We start from the raw sequence: 19,974 nt of genomic DNA, 5'->3' as shown, positions 1-19,974 counted from the left end.
CGGCCTCTCCTTCACCAGGAGCCACCCTCATGTCAGAGGTCCGGATCAAGGACAAGATCTTCATCGGCGGCGCCTTCGTCGACCCGGCGACCGACCACACCCTCGACGTGGTGTCGCCGGTGACCGAAGAGGTCGTCGCCCGGGTGCCCGAGGCCCGGCCCGAGGACATCGACCGCGCGGTGGCCGCCGCACGCAGGGCCTTCGACGAGGGTCCGTGGCCGCGCATGGCTCTGCCCGAGCGGATCGCGGTGCTGCGCCGCTTCCGGGAGTGCTACGCCGCCCGGATGCAGGAGGTCGGCGCCCAGCTGTCCCGCGAGGTGGGCTCTCCGATCACCTGGTCGGTGCGCGCCCAGGCCGGCGCCCCGCTCGGTGCGCTGGACTACTACCTGACCATGGCCCCCGACTTCGCCTGGGAGCGCGAGGAGCAGGGCATCGTGGGTCCGGTCGTGGTACGCCACGAGCCGGTCGGCGTGGTCGCCGCGATCGTGGCGTGGAACGCCCCGTACTTCATCGGCATGAACAAACTGGCCCCCGCGCTGGTGGCGGGCTGCACCGCCATCCTGAAGGTGTCGCCGGAGAACGCGCTCTCCTCGTACATCCTCGCGGAGGCCGCCGCCGAGGCGGAACTGCCGGAGGGCGTGCTGTCGGTGCTGGTCGCCGACCGCGGCCCGTCGGCCCACCTGTCGCGACACCCCGGAATCGACAAGATCGGCTTCACCGGATCGGTCGCGGGCGGCCAGGCCGTCATGGCGGCCGCCGCGGCCAACCTGACCCGCGTCACCCTGGAGCTGGGCGGGAAGTCCGCAGCGATCGTCATGGAGGACGCCGACCTCGACGAGGTCCTCCCGGCGCTGGCCCCCCATCTGATCCCCAACAACGGTCAGGTGTGCGTCTCGATGACCCGGGTGCTGGTGCAGCGTTCCCGCTACGACGAGGTCGTCGAGAAGCTGGCCACGCTGTTCCGGGGCTGGAGGGTCGGCGACCCGCTCGACCCCGAGACGGTCGTCGGCCCCCTGGTCTCACGGCGTCAGCGCGACCGGGTCGAGAGCTACATCGCCAGGGGCATCTCCGAGGGCGCCCGCCTGGTCACCGGCGGCGGCCGCCCGACGGGGCTGGACAGGGGCTGGTACGTCGAGCCGACCCTCTTCGCAGACGTCGACAACTCCATGACCATCGCCCGTGAGGAGATCTTCGGCCCGGTCGTCGTGGTCATCCCCTTCGAGGACGACGACGACGCCGTGCGGATCGCCAACGACTCCGACTACGGGCTGTCCGGCAGCGTCTGGGGCGCCGACCACGCGCGCGCCCGCGGCATCGCCGACCGGATGCGCACCGGCAACGTCGGCATCAACGGCCACGGAGCCTCCTTCAACATCCCGTTCGGCGGCTACAAGAAGTCCGGCATCGGCCGTGAGCTGGGCCCCGAGGGGCTGAAGGCGTTCCTGGAGATCAAGGCCATCCTCAACGGCGCCAGGCACTGAAGCGCGCACCGCCCGCCGTATCCCCACCCCCGACCACAGCGATTTCCCAGCAGATTTCAGGAGTACCCCCATGCGTGCCGCAGTACTGCGCGAGTTCGGCGCCCCGCTCGACGTCGTCGACCACCTGGAGACCGTCGCCACCGGCGCCGGCCAGGTCAAGGTGCGCATCCGCGCCACCGGACTGTGCCATTCCGACCTCAGCGCGATGAACGGCCTGCTCGGCCTCCCCGCGCCGTTCGTGCCCGGCCATGAAGGTGCCGGCGAGATCGTGGAGGTCGGTGAGGGCGTCACCTCGGTGGCTCCCGGCGACCGGGTCATCGTCAACTTCATGCCTCCCTGCGGCGCCTGCCCGGACTGCGCCAACGGCGAGGGCAACATGTGCATGTCCATCGCGATGGGCGCCTCGGCCACTCCGAACTTCACCGAGGACGGCGAGCCGGTGTTCGGCCTGCTGGGGTGCGGCACCTTCGCCGAGGAAGTGGTGCTGCCCCACCAGAGCGTGGTCAAGGTCGCCGAGGACGTCCCGTTCGACATCGCCGCGCTGATCGGCTGCGGCGTCACCACCGGCGTCGGCGCCGTCCTGAACACCGCCCGGGTCGAGAAGGGATCCACGGTGGCGGTGGTGGGCTGCGGCGGTGTCGGCATCGCCGCCGTCATGGGCGCGAGGCTGGCCGGCGCGGAGCAGATCGTGGCGATCGACCCGAGCGCCGCCAAGCGCGCGCTGGTCGGCTCGTACGGCGCCACGGCGGCGGTCTCGCCCGAGGAGGCCAAGGACACGATGGCCGAGCTGACCGGCGGCCGAGGTTTCGACCACACCTTCGAGGTGGTCGGCCGTTCCGCCACCGCTCAGGCCGCCTACGACCTGGTCCGCCGGGGCGGCACCATGACCGTGGTCGGCATCGGCGGTGCGCAGGAGGTCCTCCCGCTCTCCCTGCGCGCCTTCGCCGGCCAGGGCAAGCGGGTGCTGGCCTCCACGTACGGCGGCACCGACGTTCCGCGCTTCATGTCCCGGCTGGTCGACCTCTGGCGGGACGGTCGGCTCGACCTCGGCTCGATGATCACCGGCCGCTCGTTCCTGGACGACATCAACAAGGGCTTCGACCTCATGAAGACCGGTGACGCGGTGCGCACCGTCGTCGAGTTCTGACCCCACGACGCGTCGACCCGTCCGTCCTCGCCTCCCCCTCCCATCCCCAGGAGCACCTGCAGTGACCGATGCGCCCCCTGCCCCGTCGGCCGACCCGGCGGACGAGGTTCTGACCGAGTTCCGCGCGGACGGCATCCTCGTCATCACCATCAACCGGCCGAAGGCGTTCAACGCCCTGAACCGGCGGGTCGCCGAGGCCGTCGACGAGGCACTCCGTGAGCTGGACCGGCGCGACGACATGCGCATCGGCGTGCTGACCGGCGCGGGCGGCACCTTCTGCTCCGGCATGGACCTCAAGGCATTCCTGCGGGGCGAGACCCCCTTGATCGAGGGCCGGGGGCTGGCGGGTCTGACCGAAACCCCGCCCCGCAAGCCGCTGATCGCGGCCGTCGAGGGCTACGCGCTGGCCGGCGGCTGCGAACTGGCCCTCGCCTGCGACCTGGTGGTCGCCGCCGAGGACGCCACCTTCGGCATCCCGGAGGTCAGGCGCGGCCTGGTCGCGGCCGCAGGTGGTCTGACCCGGCTGCCCAAACTGATCCCGCACCGTGTGGCGATGGAACTGGCGCTCACCGGGAACTCCCTGGACGCCGCCCGGGCGCACACCTTCGGCCTGGTCAACCGCCTCACCGGGCACGGCGGCGCGCTGGAGGGCGCCTTGGCTCTGGCCTCGGAGATCGCCGCCAACGGCCCGCTCGCCGTCCTGGCGGGCAAGCGCGTCATCACCGAGTGCGAGGACTGGCCGGCCGACCGGCGGTGGGACCGGATGCGCGAGATCACCGACCCGGTCTTCGCCTCCGACGACGCCCGGGAAGGCCCCCGTGCCTTCGCCGAGAAGCGCCCGCCGCAATGGACCGGCCGATGACCGCCGCAACGCCCGCCCCCGGCCCCCTGGCGGGAGTGAGGATCATCGAGCTGGGCGGCATCGGCCCCGGTCCGTTCTGCGGGATGCTGCTGGCGGACCTCGGCGCGGAGGTCGTCCGCGTCGACCGTCCGGCCCGCGCCGGGCAGCCCAACGACATGCCGGTGCTCCACCGAAACCGCCGCTCCGTCACCGTGGACCTGAAGCACCCTGACGGCGCCGAAGTGGTGCGCGTCCTGGCCGCGAGGGCCGACGCCGTCTTCGAGGGCTTCCGCCCCGGCGTCGCCGAACGCCTGGGCCTGGGACCGGACGATCTGACGGCCCACAACCCCCGCCTGGTCTACGGGCGGATGACCGGCTGGGGTCAGCACGGCCCCCTCGCCGACCGGGCCGGCCACGACATCAACTACATCTCGCTGACCGGCGCGCTCCACGCGGTGGGCCCGTCCGAGGCTCCCGTGGTCCCGCTCAACCTGGTCGGCGACTTCGGCGGCGGCGGCATGCTGCTCGCCCTGGGCATCCTCTCCGCCGTGATCAGTGCCCGGACGACCGGCCGTGGCCAGGTCGTCGACGCCGCCATGACCGACGGCTCGGCCGCCCTGCTGGCGATGACGTTCGGCTACCTGGCACGGGGCGAGTGGCAGGACCGAAGGGCCTCCAACATGCTCGACGGCGGCGCCCCCTACTACGGCGTCTACGGCACCGCGGACGGCAAGCACATGTCGGTGGGTCCGATCGAGCCCCAGTTCTACGCCGAGATGCTGGACGTCCTCGGCCTGACCGGCGACCCGGACTTCGCCGGACAGAACGACCGGGCCAGGTGGCCGGTGATGAGGGACAGGCTCACCGCGCTGTTCGCCACCCGTACCCGGGACGAGTGGGCCGAGGAGTTCGAGGGCCGCGACGCCTGCGTCGCTCCCGTCCTCTCGCTGCTGGAAGCCCCGCTCCATCCCCACAACACCGCCCGGGGCACCTACCTCGACAGCGCCCACGGCGTTCCGGAGCCGGCCCCCGCGCCGCGGTTCTCCGGCACCCCGGCCGCCGCACCGGCCCCCGCCCCGGTGATCGGCGCACACACCGGCCAGGTCCTGGCCGAGGCCGGACTGCCCGAGGACCGCATCGCACGCCTGCGGGCGCTCGGCGCCGTGCGCTGACCGGCCGGACCCAGCGCCCGGGACCCACCGGGCGCACCGCCCCGCAAACCGCCCCACAAGGAGAAGATTTCCCATGCAGACCAACGGAGTTTCCGCCGTCGTCACCGGCGGCGCCTCGGGCCTGGGCCGGGCCACCGCCGAGCGGCTGATCGCCGGCGGCGCCGCGGTCGTCCTGCTCGACCTGCCCCGCTCCGGCGGCGAGGCCGTCGCCGAGGAGATCGGCGCCACCTTCGTCCCCGGGGACGTCACACGCGAGGAGGACGCCGCCGCGGCCGTCGCCGCGGCCGCCGGCATCGCACCGCTGCGCGTCGCCGTCAACTGCGCCGGCGTCGGACCGGCCCGCCGCACGGTGTCCAAGGAGGGGCCGCACCCGCTGGAGCTGTTCCGGACCGTCGTCGAGGTCAACCTGATCGGCAGCTTCAACGTCCTGCGACTGGCCGCCGCCGAGATGGCCCGGAACGAGGAGACGGGTGGCGAGCGCGGCGTGATCGTCAACACCTCGTCGGTGGCCGCCTACGACGGCCAGATCGGCCAGGCCGCCTACAGCGCCTCCAAGGGCGCCATCGTCGGCATGACCCTGCCGATCGCCCGCGACCTGGCGAACCTGAAGATCCGCGTGGTCACCATCGCGCCCGGCACCTTCGAGACACCGCTGCTGGCCGGTCTTCCCGAGGACGTCCGGGCCGCGCTCGGCGCGCAGGTCCCGCACCCGGCCCGCCTCGGAAACCCCGACGAGTTCGCCGCGCTGGCCGAGCACGTCGTCCACAACGCCATGCTCAACGGCGAGGTCATCCGCCTCGACGGCGCCATCCGCATGGCCCCCCGTTGAGCGGCTCCGCCGACGCGGCTTCCACCAGACACGGCGCACCGCCCGCACGGCGCGCGCCCCGGCAAGGAGAGATGTTCCATGCGTGACGCAGTCGTCGTCGACGCCATCCGTACGCCCATCGGCAGGGGGAAGCCCGGTGGCGCCCTGTCCGACGTGCACCCCGCGGACCTGTCCGCGCACGTCCTGCGCTCGCTGCAGGAGCGCACCGGCCTCGACCCGGCACTGGTCGACGACGTCATCTGGGGCTGTGTCTCCCAGGTCGGCGAGCAGACCGCCGCGATCGGCCGCTACGCCGTTCTCGGCGCCGGCTGGCCCGAGCACGTCCCGGGTCTGACGATCGACCGGCAGTGCGGCTCCTCCCAGCAGGCCGTCCACTTCGCCGCCGCCGGTGTCATCTCCGGGCAGTACGACATCGCCGTCGCGGGCGGCGTGGAGTCCATGTCCCGCGTCCCCATGGGTTCGCCCTCCGGTGACGAACGTCTGGGCCGGCCCTACGGTCCGCTCGCCCTCGCCCGGTACGGCGGCGTCGAGTTCGACCAGGGCGTCGGCGCCGAGATGATCGCCGAGGAGTGGGGCCTGACACGCGAGGAGCTGGACCAGCACGCCCTGGACTCCCATGCCCGCGCCGCCCGGGCCGTCGACGAGGGCCGTTTCACGGGCCAGATCGCCCCGGTCACCCTGCCCGACGGCACCGTGGTCGACACCGACGAGGGCGTCCGCCGCGGCGGCACCCTGGAGGCCCTGGGCAAGCTCAGGACCCCGTTCAAGACCGACGGCGTGATCTCCGCGGGCAACGCCTCACAGATCTCCGACGGATCCGCCGCGCTGCTCGTCACCACCAGCGAGATCGCCGCCCGTCACGGCTGGGTCCCGCTGGCCCGCGTCCACACCGCCGTGGTCACCGGCACCGACCCCGTCACCATGCTCAAGGGGCCCGTCCCGGCCACCGAGAAGGCCCTCAGGCGCGCCGGTCTCACCATCGACGACATCGGCGCCTACGAGATCAACGAGGCGTTCGCCTGCGTCTCGCTGGGCTGGCAGCGTCAGGTCGGCGCCGACTACGAGCGCATGAACCCCAACGGCGGTGCCATCGCCCTGGGCCACCCCCTCGGCGGCTCCGGTGCCCGGTTGATGACCACACTGGTCCACCACATGAAGGACAACGGCATCCGGTACGGCCTGCAGGCGATGTGCGAGGGCGGCGGCATGGCCAACGCCACGGTCCTCGAGCTGCTCTGACCTCCGGAACGCGCGTGGCCGCCGGTCCGGGGCACGACCACCCCGGTGCTCCGGTCCGGTGGCCGCGGGGTGCCCTGCCGGGCGCCCGGTCCCACGTCAGGCCCGTCGCGCAGGGCCGTAAGGTGGCCGGGTGAGCATCAAGAACGCGGCGCCGACCAGGAGACCCGCCGACCGCAAGGCGCAGATCCTGGCCGCGGCGACCGAGTGCTTCCACCGCTCGGGCTATCACACGACCGCCATGGAGGACATCGCCGGCGCGGTCGGGATCACCGCCGGGGCCCTCTACCGGCACTTCCGCGGCAAGCAGGAGCTGCTCAGCCGCGTACTGCTGGACGGTGTGGACGCCTTGGCGGCGCAGCTGGCCGAGGCCGGTGACCTGGAGACCATGACCCGCACCGTGGTCGGCTTCGCCCTGGACCACCGCTCGTTGCCGATGCTGCTGGAGCGGGAGACCCGCAATCTCGCCGAGCAGGACCGCACCGTCGTGCTGGAGCGCACCCGCGCCCACGCGGACGCCCTGGCCGAAGCCCTCCGTGAGCGCCGCCCCGAGGTCGACGAGAAGTCCGCCCTGCTGGTCGCCTGGTGCACGCTGGCCCTGATGACCAGCCCTTCCCACCACGACGTGTCCCTGCCCCGGCCCCGGTACGAGGCGTTGCTGCGCGCGCAGGCGTCCGCGCTGTACCGGTCCGCGGTGGTTCCCTGCCCCGAGCGGCTCACCCCGGCCCCCCGGCCGACGGGGATCGGGATCGCTCCCGTCAGCCGCCGCGAGGCACTGCTGACCGCGGCCATCCCCCTGTTCAAGCAGCGTGGTTTCCAGCAGGTCGGCATGGAGGAGATCGGCTCCGCGGCCGGCATCACCGGGCCGAGCATCTACAACCACTTCGCGGGCAAGACGGAGATCCTGGACACCGCGCTGCGCCGGGAGGCGGAGGTGGTGCAGTTCGTCCTCGCCCGCGCGCTGGCCGAGAGCCCCACCCACCGTGACGCACTGCGCTCGGTGCTGGTCTCCTACGCCAGGCTGTCCGGGATGCGCACGAGCGCCACCCCGCTGCTGATCGCCGAGATCGCGTTCCTTCCGCCGGAGCAGCGGGATCGTCTGCTCCGCGTCCGGAACGGCTTCGTCCTCGAGTGCGTGGCGCTGCTCCGCGGTATGCGGCCCGAGCTGTCGGAGGGCCAGGCTGCGGTGGCGATGCGCGGCGCGCTGGTCCTGGTCAACATCGCCTCCAGGAAGCCGTTCCTGCTGGAGGACGGCGTCCCGGCCGAGGTACTGGCCGACCTGGCCATGGACGCGCTGGACTTCGACCCCGCGCCGGCGAGGCGCGGGCGAGGATGAGGACGAGGCGGCCGGCCGGCCTCAGTCCGTCACGATCATGATCGTGCAGGAGGCACAGGCGAGCAGTCTCTCCGTCGGGTCGGTCATCCGGGCCTCCAGCACGATGTTGCGGCGCCCTCGGTGCAGCACCCGCGCCTCGCAGCGCAGCGCCCCGGTCTCGATCGCCGCGGGGCGCAGGTACTTCACGGTCAGGTCGGTGGTGGCCATTCGGGTGCCCGCGGAGACGGTGGAGTAGGAGGCGGAGGCGCACGCGCTGTCCAGCGCGGTGGCGTACATCCCGCCGTGCAGCACGCCTTGGCCGTTGAGGAGGTCGGCACGGGCGTGCATCTCCACGACGGCACGGCCGTGGTCCACCTCCACCAGGCGGATGCCGAGCAGTCGGTCGACGGGCTGCTCGACCCGCTCGGGGGCAGCGACGTATTCCCGGAGCACGTCCAGCCCGGTGGGTGCGCCGGGTGCGGCACCGGCGGGTGACGTGCCGGACGCTGGGGCGGTCGGACGGGTGGGGGCGTCGGCGGCGGAGGCGATCGGGACGACCTGCACGAGGGTTCCTCTCGAGGCATCGGGACGGGTACGGGGGCGGGGCGACGCGGTGGGCCGTGCGGCGGTACCCGCCCCGTGGGACGACCGCGGCACGTTCCCCCGTCGGCACCGGCGGGGACGCGCCTGCTCTCAGGGCCCGGGACAGCTGGGCCGACCGGTCACCCGGCCCAGCCCACCGCGCCGGAGGCGCCCAGCACATCGATCTCCGCGTCGGTCAGACCGGCGTCGGCGAGCACGTCGCGGGTGCCGTCACCGGTCACCGTGGGACGCTTCGGCAGCGAGGTCGGGGTGCCGCTGAACCGCGGCGCCGGCATCGGCTGGATCTGCCCGTCCTCGACGGTGAAGGTGTGGCGGGCCACGTTGTGGCGGTGGCGGGCGGCCTCGGACAGGGTGAGCACCGGGGTGACGCACGCCTGGGTGGACTCGAACAGCTTGGCCCAGTCGTCGCGTGTGCGAGTGGCGAAGATCTGCTCCAGCCGGGCGTGCTGGGCCGGCCACAGGGCGCGGTCCAGCTGACCGGCGAAGGCCGCTTCCCCGGTGAGGCCGAGGACGTCCAGCATCTCGGCGTAGAACTGGGGCTCGACGCAGCCGACCGCCACGTGGCCGCCGTCGGCGCAGCGGTAGGTGCGGTAGAAGGGGGCGCCGCCGTCGAGCATGTTGGACGCGCGCTCCTCGGTCCAGCTGCCGTGCCCGAGGAGGCCGAAGGTCATGGCCAGCAGCAATGACGTGCCGTCGGTCATGGCCGCGTCGACGACCTGCCCCTCGCCGGTGGTCCTGGCGCTGATCAGCGCGCAGGCGATGCCGTAGGCCAGCAGCATGCCGCCACCGCCGAAGTCGGAGACCAGGTTGAGCGGCGGGACGGGGTCGCCGTCCTTGGGTCCGATGGCGTGGAGGCCACCGGTCAGCGAGAGGTAGTTGATGTCGTGGCCGGGGGCCTGTGCCCAGGGGCCTTCCTGGCCCCAGCCGGTCATCCGGCCGTAGACCAGTCTGGGGTTGCGGGCCAGCAGCTCCTGCGGGCCGAGGCCTAGGCGCTCCGCGACACCGGGGCGGAACCCCTCGATGAGGGCGTCGCAGCCGTCGGCGATCCTGCGGACGGCCTCGACGCCTTCGGGGTTCTTGAGGTTCACGGCGATGGACCTGCGTCCGCGGTGCAGGGCCGGGTGACGCTCGGGCTGTCCTGCGGCGCGCTCCACGCGGATGACCTCGGCGCCCATGTCGGCCAGCATCATGCCGGTGAAGGGGCCAGGACCGATGCCGCCGAGTTCCAGAACGCGAATGCCGGCGAGTGGGCCGGCCGCCCGGGAGGTGTTCATCGTGATGTCTCCGTTCCGGAGTGGGTGCCGACGGACACTGCGGGCGTCCGCGGCGGCGAGGAGCGCCTGTGCCGGGGTCGGCCGGCACAGGCGCTCCGGCCTGATCTGTCGGGGAGCTTGATCTGTCGAGGAGGGGGACCTAGGCGGCGACGTCGCCTTCGACGACCGCTTGGCCCTTGAGGGTGACGGTGCCGTCCTCGAGGGTCATGGTCAGGTCGAGGTGGGTCAGCCCGTCCTCGACCTTGGCCACGGTGGCGGTGGCGGTCGGCCTGCCGTGCACCGGGGTGATGGAGCTGAACCGGACGCTGAAGGAGCGGATCCTCTCCTGGGGGAAGTTGGCCGTCAGCAGCCGCCCCAGATAGGCCATGTTGAGCATGCCGTGGGCGAAGACGTCGTCCATGCCCGCGGACCTGGCCACGTCGATGTCGATGTGCATCGGGTTGTGGTCGCCGGAGGCGCCCGCGTACAGGGCGAGGGTGGTGCGGGTGATCCTGGGGAGTTCGAGCTTCATCACTTGCCGGCCTTCGGGTCACGGACTGCCAGGGACTTGCGGACCTCCGCGACGGGCTCGCCGTCGCGGAGCACCTCGATGAGCAGGACGAGGAACTCCAGCGCGCCACCCTTCTTGCTGACGATGTCCTCGACGACGCCCTCGAAGGTCAGCGAGTCGCCGGCGTGGACCGGCCGGTGGTAGATGAAGCTCTGCTCGGCGTGGAGGACGTGGCGGACGTCGATGTCCGCGAACGCCGCCATGTCGAAGCCGTCGCTGCGCCGGCTGTCCGCGCAGAACAGGTAGGTCGGCGGCATCAGCAGGTCGCGGTGGCCGGCGGCCCTCGCGGCCTCCGGGTCGGTGTACACCGGGTCGGTCTCGCCGATGGCCTTGGCGAAGAAGCGCAGCTGCCCGCGCTCGATGTCGACCGTGTGGCTCGGGATCCGCTTCCCGATCAGGTCCTTGTCGATGGCCATGGATTCTCAGTTCACCTTCTCGTAGAGGGTCACGACGCAGGCGCCACCGAGACCCAGGTTGTGCTGGAGGGCGTGGCGGACGTCGCCTTCGACCTGGCGGGCCTCGGCCTGGCCGCGCAGTTGCCAGACCAGCTCCGCGCACTGCGCCAGCCCGGTCGCGCCCAGAGGGTGCCCCTTGGACATCAGGCCGCCGGACGGGTTGACCACGACGCGGCCGCCGTAGGTGTTGTCGCCGTCGAGGATGAACTTCTCGGCGGTGCCCTCGGGGGTGAGGCCGAGCGACTCGTAGCTGATCAGTTCATTACTGGTGAAGCAGTCGTGCAGCTCGACGACCTTGATGTCCTCGGGGCCGACGCCGGCGGTCTCGTACACCCGCTCGGCGGCGGTCCTCGCCATGTCCCAGCCGACCACCTTGATCATGTCGGTGTCCTCGTCGAAGACCCCGGCGAAGTCGGTGGTCAACTCCTGGGCGGCGATCCGGACGTCGGTCCGCAGACCGTGACGGCGGGCGAAGTCCTCACTGACGATGACCGCGGCGGCGGCCCCGCAGGTCGGCGGGCAGCACATCAGCTTCGTCAGAGGACCGAACTGGTGGGCCGAGGCCAGCACCTCTTCCTCGGTGATCGGGCTGCGGAAGACGGCGTAGGGGTTGTTCGCCGCGTGCCTGCGGGACTTCACCGCGATCTTGGCGAACAGGTCGTTGGAGACGCCGTACCTGTCGAGGTAGGCCTGGCCGGCGCCGCCGAAGAGCTGGGCGGCGCCTGGGGCGCCGTCCTGCCAGCTCTGGAGGCCGGCCATCGCGTCCAGGCTGCGCTTCATCGACGGGGGGCGGTCCTGGAGCTTGTTGTTGCCCAGCGCGCCCGCCTGCATCTGCTCGAAGCCGACGGCGAGCACGCAGTCGACCACGCCCGAGGCGACGGCCTGCCGGGCGAGCCATAGGGCGGAGGAACCGCTGGCGCAGTTGTTGTTGACGTTGACGACGGGGATGCCGGTGAGGCCGACCCCGTAGATGGCGGCCTGGCCGCTGGTGGAGTCACCGAAGACGTAGCCGGCGTACGCCTGCTGGACGAGTTCGTAGCCGATGCCCGCGTCGGCCAGGGCGGCGCGCACCGCGCGCTCGCCCATGACGTCGTAGGTGTCGCTCCGGCCAGGTTTCATGAACGGGATCATCCCGACCCCGGCCACATACACGTTGCCGCTCACTTGCGATCTCTCCTTGGTTGGCCATGAGGGTCCGACTCCCGTGGGGCCCTCCGGGCTTCCGTGCCGGGGGCGGGACGCGTCGAGAAAGCGCGCCGCGAGGTCACCGGAAGCGAAAAGTCATCGGGCCGACGGAACCGGGGGATGGACCGACTGCCCGCACACATCCCCAAACGAAGGCCGCAGTCACTATTTGACATTTACTTTCACTCCGCGCCGCCTGGCAAGTCAAGAGCACTTCCACCCCACCTCACCCGGAGGCCGCCCTTGACTGCGTGACGTGCGGCACATGCAAAGAAGCAGCCTCAGCAAGGAGGGTGCACAGGCTGGACACCGTCGGCGTCAATGCTGTGAAGGCGACCGGAAACCCTTGACACGGTCAGCGCGACGATGATGCAGTCCCCTTGTTCTACCGAATGCACATTTACTTGACGGCCGCTGGGGCGATCCTCGCGACCCTCCTCGCGCGTCGACCCCGGTCGTAGGCCCAGGGCGCCCTGCCGACGGCCGGCCATCCGATGGTGAACGGCGGCAACGGTGCCCGTGGCCCCGGACGAGCGGCGCGGCGCACCCCGCCACCGCCGGAGACGCCACCGGGGGACATCCCTCGCCAAACCGAGCCGTCACACTTCTCACGCACCGAAGGGACGTTCGCCTGATGGACACGTTCGGATTCTGGGCCCAGGCCGAGGCGAGCCCTGATCGCATCGCCGTGATCAGCGCCGAGACCGGCGCGACCGTCACCTACGGGGAACTCGCCGCGCGCGCCAACCGGCTCGGCCGGGGCCTGCGGAACCGGGGGCTGAAGGTGGGCGAGACCGTCGCCGCGCTGCTGCCCAACGTCCCCGAACTTCTCGCCGTGCAACTGGCGGCCTTCCAGGTCGGCCTGCACTTCGTACCGGTCAACCGTCACCTGACCGCCGGGGAGTGCGCGTACATCCTCGGCGACTGCGAGGCCCGCCTGCTCGTCACCGAGGCGGGGATCGCCGACGTGGCGCGCGAGGCCGCGGACGAGGCCGGGATCGCGCCGGACGCCCGGTTCTGCGTGGGCGCCGTCCCCGGGTTCACGGCACTGGAAGAACTGGAGGAAGGATCCGCCGAACGGCCGGACGAACGCACCGCCGGCGCCGTCATGGTCTACAGCTCCGGCACCACCGGTCACCCCAAGGGCATCCGCCGCCCTCTGGCCGGGGTCGACCCCGACCTGGCCGTCGGAGCCGCGCGCGCCAACGTCACGCTGCTCGGCATGGACAAGGGCGGAGTGACGTTGACGCTGGGGCCGCTGTACCACGCCGCGCCGAACTCCATGAGCGTCTCCGCCCTCCACGCCGGTCACCGACTGGTGCTGGGTCAGGGCTTCGACCCGCATCGGGCCCTGGATCTCGTCCAGCGGTACCGGATCACCCACTCGTTCATGGTGCCGACCATGTTCCAGCGCCTGCTCAAGCTGTCCGAGCGCGAACGGGCCGGATACGACGTCTCCTCGCTGGAGCTGATCATCCACTCCGCCGCCCCGTGCCCGCAGGCCGTCAAGCGCGCGATGATCGACTGGATGGGCCCGGTGATCATGGAGTTCTACGGCGCCAGCGAGAACAGCCTGGTCACGCGGGCCTTCTCCGACGAGTGGCTGGCCCGCCCCGGCACGGTCGGCAGGGCACGCGCCGGTGTGGAGCTGCGCATCCAGGACGACTCGGGCCGTGTGATGCCGGCGGGGGCCCCGGGACTGATCGCGACCCGCGGCGGCTCGGCGTTCTCGTACAACCGCTCCGCCGACGGAGCCCTCGTCCCGCACGGGGACTGGTTCGTCTCCGGTGACATCGGCTACCTCGACGAGGACGGCTGGCTCTTCCTCTGCGACCGGCGCACCGACCTGATCATCTCGGGCGGGGTGAACATCTACCCGGCCGAGATCGAAGGGGCCCTGCTGGAGCACCCGGCGGTCGCCGACGCCGTGGTGATCGGGACGCCCGACGAGGAATGGGGTCAGCGGGTGACCGCGTTGGTGGAGCCCGTCGCCGGCCGGGAGCCGGGTCCGGAGCTGGCGGAGGAGCTCATCGCGCACTGCCGGGAGCGGCTCGCCAAGTACAAGTGCCCGCGGGCCGTCGAGTTCCGCGAGCACCTGCCCCGTACCGCCTCCGGCAAGTTGAGCCGCCTGCGGATGCGTGAGGAATACCTCGCCGGAACGACCGGAGCCGGAGTCTGACGTCCGGGCCGTGCCTCACGGCCCGGGAACGCGAAACGGCTCCGCCGGGGCCCTCGCACGCCCGTAACGGGACGGCGTCGCCGACTCCCGGCCGCGTCGAGGACCGTACACCCGGCCCCGTCCGCACCGGCTCACCGATCGCGTGCCGGTGTTCCACCCGGTACGTCGGCGCGCCACCACACCACCAACCTCATCTTCTGCTTCGAGAACGAGGAGACGGCATCATGCCTTCCACACTGATCGGCCCTCTGACATGAGCGGGCGCGGAATCCTCGCCTACGGCGCCTACCTGCCCCACTGGCGACTGCGGCGTTCCGCGATCGGCGCCGCTCTGGGCAACGGCGGAGGCAAGGGCACCCGCGCTGTCGCCTCCTACGACGAGGACACCACCTCCCTCGGTGTCGAGGCGGCCCGTGCCGCTCTGGCGGGACGTGCACTCGCCCCGCGTTCGGTCTTCTTCGCGACCACAGAGCCCGCGTACCGGGACAAGACCAACGCCACCGCGATCAGTGCCGCGCTGGGCCTGGGCCACGACGTGCTCGCCGCCGACATGACCGGCGCCGTCCGCTCGGGCACAGCCGCGCTGCTGGCCGGCCTGCGCGGTGACGGGCCGGACCTGGTGGTCTGCTCCGACATCCGCACCGGGCTTCCCGGTTCGGGCGACGAGCGTGACGGCGGCGACGCGGGAGCCGCCTTCGTCGTCGGAGCGGCGCGCCCGGGCGACACAGCCGCCCCCCTGCTCGCCGAGTACCTGGGCGGCGGCTCCGCGAGCGACGAGTTCCTCGACCGGTGGCGGCTGCCGGAAGAGCTGTCTTCCCGGGTCTGGGAGGAGCGCTTCGGTGAGAACGCCTACCTGCCGATGGGCGAGCGGGCCCTCACCGCCGCGCTGAAGGCGACCGGGCTGACCACTGCCGACCTCGACCACGTCGTCGTCACCGGCACCCATGCCCGAGCGGTCCGTTCCTTCCCCAGGACCGCGGGGATCGGCCGGGAGAAGATGGCGGACACCCTGGACGCCACCGTCGGCAACACCGGGGCCGCTCACCCGGGTCTGCTGCTCGCCTCGGTGCTGGACGATGCCGAGGCCGACCGCGTCATCGCCTTGGTGGTGCTGGCCGACGGCGCCGACGTCCTGCTGTTCCGCACCACCGGCGCGCTCGCCGCCCACCGGCCGGCCCGGGGCGTCGCAGCGCGGATCGCCTCCGGCCACGCGGACGTGCCGTACGCCTCGTTCCTCACCTGGCGCGGCCACCTGGACCGGGAGTCCCCGCGCCGTCCCGAACCGGACCGGGCCACTGCCCCGCCGTCCCACCGCCTGGGAGACTGGAAGTTCGCGTTCACCGGCAGCGTGTGCGCCTGCGGTACCCGCCACCTGCCGCCGCAACGGGTCTGCGTCTCCTGCGAGGCACACGACCGGATGACGGACGAACGTCTCGCCGACGTCCGCGGCACCGTCGCCACGTACACCGTGGACCACCTGGCCTTCTCCATGGCTCCGCCGGTCGTCCTGGCCGTGATCGACTTCGACGGCGGCGGCCGCTTCACCTGTGAGCTCACCGACGCCGACCCGGCGACGCTGGAGGTGGGCACCCGCGTCGAGATGACCTTCCGCCGCCTCTACACCTCCGGCGGCATCCACAACTACTTCTGGAAGGCCCGTCCGGTCTCCGCAACCGCTGAGGGGGAGCAGGCATGAGCTCGCACGGCATCAAGGACAAGGTCGCCATCGTCGGTATGGGGTGCACCCCCTTCGGCGAGCACTGGGACCTCTCGGTCGCGGACATGCTGGTCGACTCCGCGACCCAGGCTCTGGAATCGGCCGGCCTCGACAAGCCGGCGGTGGACGCCTACTGGCTGGGCACCGCAGCCTCCGGCTGGGGTGGCATGACGCTGTCCACCGCGCTGAAGACCGACTACCGCCCGGTGAGCCGGGTGGAGAACTTCTGCGCGACGGGCTCCGAGGCGTTCCGCAACGCCTGCTACGCCGTGGCTTCCGGCGCGTACGACGTGGCGATGGCGATCGGCGTGGAGAAGCTGAAGGACTCCGGCTACTCCGGCCTGGTCAAGACCATGCCCGCCCACGACGGCACGATGGGGCAACTGACCGCACCCGCGCGGTTCTCCCTGCTCGCCCCCGCGTACTGCGCGAAGTACGGCGTCAGCCTGGACGACTTCAAGGAGGTCATGACCCGGGTCGCGTGGAAGAACCATTACAACGGCGCCCGCAACCCCCGTGCCGCCTTCCAGAAGGAGGTCCCCAGGGAGACCATCGCCAGGTCCCTCAAGGTCGCCGGCGAACTGGGCGTCTTCGACTGCTCCGGCGTCTCCGACGGTTCGGCGGCGGCGATCGTGGTGCGCGCCGAGGACGCCCACAAGTACACCGACAAGCCCCTGTACGTGAAGGCGCTGTCGATGGTGGCCGGACCCGGCAACGGGCCGATCGACCCGGACTACGACTACACCACCTTCGAGGAGGCGGTGCGCTCGGCGAAGGACGCCTACGCCCAGGCAGGTGTCACCGACCCGCGCGCGGAGCTGTCCATGGCCGAGGTCCACGACTGCTTCACCCCCACCGAGGTGGTGCTGATGGAGGACCTGGGCTTCTCCGGGCGGGGCAAGGGCTGGCAGGACTGCCGTGACGGCGTCTTCGACCTCACCGGCGAACTGCCGGTCAACCCGGACGGCGGGCTGAAGAGCTTCGGCCACCCGATCGGAGCGTCCGGTCTGCGGATGCTCTTCGAGTGCTGGCTCCAGTTGCGCGGCGAGGCCCCGGCCGAACGTCAGATCAAGATCAAGGACAAGGGCTACGGCATGACCCAGAACCTGGGCGGCGGCCCGGGCGACTGCGTCTCGTTCGTCTCCGTCGTCGGCTCCGAGCTGGGCTGACCGCCCTTTCCTTCCTCCCACGGTCCGGCGCACTCGCGCCGGGCCTTCCCCTCCCCCGTGGCCCCGGCAACGTACCGCCGCCGGGGCCACGACCGCGCCACCGAAAGGGACCACCGTGCGCCGCACCCTCTACAACCAGGACCACGAGGCATTCCGTCAGACCCTGCGGGAGTTCATCGCCAACGAGGTCACCCCGTACTACGCGGACTGGGAGCAGACCGGCCACCCTCCGCGCGACTTCTACCTCAAGCTCGGCGAGTTGGGCGTCTTCGGCATCGAGGCACCCGAAGAATACGGCGGCGCGGGCGAGACCAGCGTCAAGTACGAGGCGATCGTCGCCGAGGAGACCGCCCGCGCGGCCGTCACCTTCGGCGGCTCCTACGTGCACCCCAGTCTCTGCCTGGGCTATCTGCTGCGCTACGGCACCGAGCGGCAGAAGCGCGAGTGGCTGCCGTCCTTCATCTCCGGCGAGCAGATGTACGCGATCGCCATGACCGAGCCCGGCACGGGATCCGACCTGGCCGGCATGCAGACCACCGCCCGGCTGTCGCCGGACGGCACCCACTGGATCCTCAACGGCTCCAAGACCTTCATCACCGGCGGCGTACTCGCCGACCGGGTGCTGGTGGTCTGCCGCACCTCCCCCGCCCCCGCGGACAACCGCCGGGTGGGCCTGTCCATCCTGAACGTCGACGCCCGCAGTGAGGGTTTCGCGGTCGGGCGCAAGCTGGAGAAGCTCGGCCTGCGCGCCCAGGACACCGGGGAACTGTCGTTCACCGACGTCAAGGTGCCCGTCGAAAACCTCCTCGGAGAAGAGGGCCAAGGCTTCTTCTACCTGGGCGAGAACCTGGTCCGCGAGCGGCTCACCATCGCGCTGACCGCCACCGCCACCGCGGCGGCGGCGATCGGGTTCGCCAAGGACTACACCAAGCAGCGAACGGTGTTCGGCAAGCCGGTGGCCTCGTTCCAGAACACCAAGTTCGTGCTCGCCGAGTGCGCCACCGAGGTGGAGGCGCTGCAGGCGATGGCCGACCGGGCCGTCGAACTGCACGACGCCGGTGAGCTGACGGTCGCCGACGCGGCCAAGGTCAAGCTCTTCGCCACCGAGGTGGCCGGCCGCGTCATCGACAAGTGCCTCCAGCTGCACGGAGGTTACGGCTACATGCTGGAGTACCCGATCGCCCGCCTGTACGCCGACACCCGGGTGGCCCGGATCTACGGCGGCACCAGTGAGGTCATGAAGTCCGTCATCGCCAAGGACCTCGGTCTGTAGCCCTCCCCACGGCGAGGACCCCGACATCCGCCGTCCTGGACCGGGCCGGCGTTCCAGGCTGACCGCCGCGGCCCTGGAAGTGCCGGCTCAGTCGGCCGCCGCTTCCGGGGCTGCGGCGTGCTGCAGGGGGCGAGGAGCGGGCAGGTGGGAGGAGCGGTCCGCGAAGACCTCGATCCTCTCGCGGGTACCCCACCCGGTGCGGGCGCAGGTGGCCAGGCCGTACCACCGCATGAAGCGCAGAACGGTGCCCCTCCACACGACGGCCAGGGGGGTGCAGGCGAAGACGAGGAGCCGTGTGCGCAGGGGTTCGTCGTCGCGGCGGATCGCCAAGTAGGGAAGGCTGGTGAGGTAGCCGTAGAGCAGCGGTCCGAGCAGCAGGGGCCAGAGCGGGCCGCCGGGGCCGGTGACCTGGAAGAGAACGATCCAGGCGAGGACGGCGACGGTGGAAAGGGTGAGGAACCAACTGAGGGCCTGGTGGATGAAGGCGTAGCTGGTGGCGGGCAGGTAGCGGACGCGCCAGAAGGAGCGGATCCAGGAGCCGCGCATCCAACGGACCTGCTGCCGTAGGTGGTGGCTGAGCCGCTCGGGCATGGTGGCGCGGGCGAAGGCGGTGGGTTGCTGGACGGTCCTGCCTCGGAGGCCGGCCAACAGGGTCAGCATGGAGTCGTCGGACAACACGACGGGGCGTCCCATGAAGGTCTCGCCCACGTAGGAAACGGCGTGGTCCCGGAGCACGGAGGCACGGTAGGCGGCGCAGGCACCGGTGTTGACCATGACGGAGCCCAGCACGGACTGCGCGGAGCGTTCGGTGAGCTGCCAGCTGACGGCGTGCAGATCGAAGAGCCGGGTCAGCCAGTTCCTGTGCGCGTTGGCGGACAGGACGACGGCGGCGACCGACTGCACCCGCGGGTCGCCGAAGGGCTGCAGGATCTCCTGGAGCGCGCGCGGGTCGAGTTCGGTGTCGGAGTCGATCGTCAGGAGGTACTGGGCGTCAGGAGCGGCACCGACGGCCGTGACCTGGGCGTGGCGCTTGCCCCGGTTCTCGGTGCGTCGCCAGACCACACGGACTCCGACGCCGGCGGCCGCCGCGGAGAACCAGTCCCGTTCGGCGGTGTAGTCGACGGTGCTGCCGTCGTCGGTGACGCTCACTGTGTCCGGCAGTCGGCTCTGGTCCAACAGGGACTGCAGTGAGCGCCGCAGCAGGGCCGGGTCCTCGTTGTAGAGGGGAATCAGGACGGCGACGTGAGCCGCATCCAGAAGGCGTTGCTGGTCGGGAGAGGCCCGATAAGGGCGCTCGGTGTAGGCGAGGACGGTCTGCCAGAGGACCCACGCACAGGTCAGCGTGTAGAGGAACACGAACGGAGGGCGTCCGCCGTCACTCAGGACCACGAAGGCATCCACGCGCCGCAGCAGGAAGTAGCCCAGCAGCAGAGCGGCAAGGGTCGTGATCACCAGGACGCGGCGGCGCAGCGCTGTGGCGGGGGTGATGCGGGTCACGGCAGGGCCCCTTCACGAGGTGCACGGCAGGCGGGTGAGTGAGGGCACATC

At 71.5% G+C, this 19,974-nt stretch carries 17 protein-coding genes; 11 read left to right on the top strand and 6 right to left on the bottom strand.

Annotated elements, in window-relative coordinates; all coding sequences use genetic code 11:
* Positions 1-29 precede the first annotated feature (29 nt).
* The 7 genes from GBN72_RS13900 (at position 30) to GBN72_RS13870 (ending at position 8,042) form a co-directional block, all read left to right on the top strand.
* A complete protein-coding gene (locus GBN72_RS13900; RefSeq protein ID WP_151772106.1) occupies positions 30-1,481 on the top strand; it encodes an aldehyde dehydrogenase in 1,452 nt (483 codons plus the stop codon).
* 70 nt (positions 1,482-1,551) lie between these two features.
* Positions 1,552-2,628, top strand: a complete 1,077-nt coding sequence (locus GBN72_RS13895; protein ID WP_151772105.1) for an alcohol dehydrogenase catalytic domain-containing protein — start codon at positions 1,552-1,554, stop codon at positions 2,626-2,628.
* Positions 2,629-2,689: 61 nt separating this feature from the next.
* Positions 2,690-3,490, top strand: a complete 801-nt coding sequence (locus GBN72_RS13890; protein ID WP_151772104.1) for a crotonase/enoyl-CoA hydratase family protein — start codon at positions 2,690-2,692, stop codon at positions 3,488-3,490.
* Entirely contained in the window at positions 3,487-4,641 is a 1,155-nt protein-coding gene (locus GBN72_RS13885; RefSeq protein ID WP_151772103.1) for a CaiB/BaiF CoA transferase family protein, read from the top strand. The genes GBN72_RS13890 and GBN72_RS13885 overlap by 4 nt, the downstream gene beginning before the upstream one ends.
* 73 nt (positions 4,642-4,714) lie before the next feature.
* Positions 4,715-5,470 (top strand): 3-hydroxyacyl-CoA dehydrogenase, encoded by a 756-nt coding sequence (locus GBN72_RS13880; RefSeq protein WP_151772102.1) that lies wholly within the window; start codon positions 4,715-4,717, stop codon positions 5,468-5,470.
* 78 nt (positions 5,471-5,548) lie between these two features.
* The gene (locus tag GBN72_RS13875; RefSeq protein ID WP_151772101.1) at positions 5,549-6,709 is read left to right on the top strand and encodes a thiolase family protein; all 1,161 of its coding nucleotides are present in this window, start codon (positions 5,549-5,551) and stop codon (positions 6,707-6,709) included.
* Positions 6,710-6,839: 130 nt separating this feature from the next.
* On the top strand, positions 6,840-8,042 hold the full coding sequence (locus GBN72_RS13870; RefSeq protein WP_151772100.1) for a TetR/AcrR family transcriptional regulator: 1,203 nt from the start codon (positions 6,840-6,842) through the stop codon (positions 8,040-8,042).
* A gap of 21 nt (positions 8,043-8,063) precedes the next feature.
* Here GBN72_RS13870 and GBN72_RS13865 read toward each other — a convergent pair whose 3' ends face one another.
* From GBN72_RS13865 to GBN72_RS13845, 5 genes are all read right to left on the bottom strand, one after another.
* Positions 8,064-8,585, bottom strand: a complete 522-nt coding sequence (locus GBN72_RS13865; RefSeq protein WP_151772099.1) for a PaaI family thioesterase — start codon at positions 8,583-8,585, stop codon at positions 8,064-8,066.
* A gap of 158 nt (positions 8,586-8,743) precedes the next feature.
* Entirely contained in the window at positions 8,744-9,898 is a 1,155-nt protein-coding gene (locus GBN72_RS13860; RefSeq protein ID WP_151772098.1) for a CaiB/BaiF CoA transferase family protein, read from the bottom strand.
* A gap of 139 nt (positions 9,899-10,037) precedes the next feature.
* The gene (locus GBN72_RS13855) at positions 10,038-10,409 is read right to left on the bottom strand and encodes a MaoC/PaaZ C-terminal domain-containing protein (RefSeq protein WP_151772097.1); all 372 of its coding nucleotides are present in this window, start codon (positions 10,407-10,409) and stop codon (positions 10,038-10,040) included.
* Positions 10,409-10,864: a MaoC family dehydratase N-terminal domain-containing protein gene (locus GBN72_RS13850; RefSeq protein ID WP_151772096.1), complete on the bottom strand. Its 456-nt coding sequence runs from the start codon at positions 10,862-10,864 to the stop codon at positions 10,409-10,411. Before GBN72_RS13850 ends, GBN72_RS13855 begins: the two co-directional genes overlap by 1 nt.
* A gap of 6 nt (positions 10,865-10,870) precedes the next feature.
* A complete protein-coding gene (locus GBN72_RS13845) occupies positions 10,871-12,067 on the bottom strand; it encodes a lipid-transfer protein (RefSeq protein ID WP_151772095.1) in 1,197 nt (398 codons plus the stop codon).
* A 655-nt stretch (positions 12,068-12,722) separates the two neighbouring features.
* On the opposite strand from GBN72_RS13845, the gene GBN72_RS13840 reads away from it, so the two are divergent.
* The 4 genes from GBN72_RS13840 to GBN72_RS13825 all read left to right on the top strand — a co-directional run bounded on the left by GBN72_RS13840 (position 12,723) and on the right by GBN72_RS13825 (position 18,426).
* A complete protein-coding gene (locus GBN72_RS13840; RefSeq protein WP_151772094.1) occupies positions 12,723-14,267 on the top strand; it encodes an AMP-binding protein in 1,545 nt (514 codons plus the stop codon).
* A 253-nt stretch (positions 14,268-14,520) separates the two neighbouring features.
* On the top strand, positions 14,521-15,963 hold the full coding sequence (locus tag GBN72_RS13835) for an OB-fold domain-containing protein (protein ID WP_151772093.1): 1,443 nt from the start codon (positions 14,521-14,523) through the stop codon (positions 15,961-15,963).
* Complete coding sequence (locus GBN72_RS13830) at positions 15,960-17,153, top strand: acetyl-CoA acetyltransferase (protein ID WP_151772092.1); 1,194 nt, start codon at positions 15,960-15,962, stop codon at positions 17,151-17,153. The genes GBN72_RS13835 and GBN72_RS13830 overlap by 4 nt, the downstream gene beginning before the upstream one ends.
* 115 nt (positions 17,154-17,268) lie before the next feature.
* The gene (locus GBN72_RS13825) at positions 17,269-18,426 is read left to right on the top strand and encodes an acyl-CoA dehydrogenase family protein (protein ID WP_151772091.1); all 1,158 of its coding nucleotides are present in this window, start codon (positions 17,269-17,271) and stop codon (positions 18,424-18,426) included.
* A gap of 87 nt (positions 18,427-18,513) precedes the next feature.
* Here GBN72_RS13825 and GBN72_RS13820 read toward each other — a convergent pair whose 3' ends face one another.
* Entirely contained in the window at positions 18,514-19,923 is a 1,410-nt protein-coding gene (locus GBN72_RS13820) for a glycosyltransferase (RefSeq protein ID WP_151772090.1), read from the bottom strand.
* Between the last annotated feature and the right edge of the window lie 51 nt (positions 19,924-19,974).

Origin of the sequence: Streptomyces abyssomicinicus (assembly GCF_008974245.1) — a bacterium.
Taxonomy (GTDB): domain Bacteria; phylum Actinomycetota; class Actinomycetes; order Streptomycetales; family Streptomycetaceae; genus Streptomyces; species Streptomyces abyssomicinicus.
The sequence above is the reverse complement of the archived record's forward strand: the minus strand, read 5'-3'. Positions and strand labels throughout refer to the sequence as shown.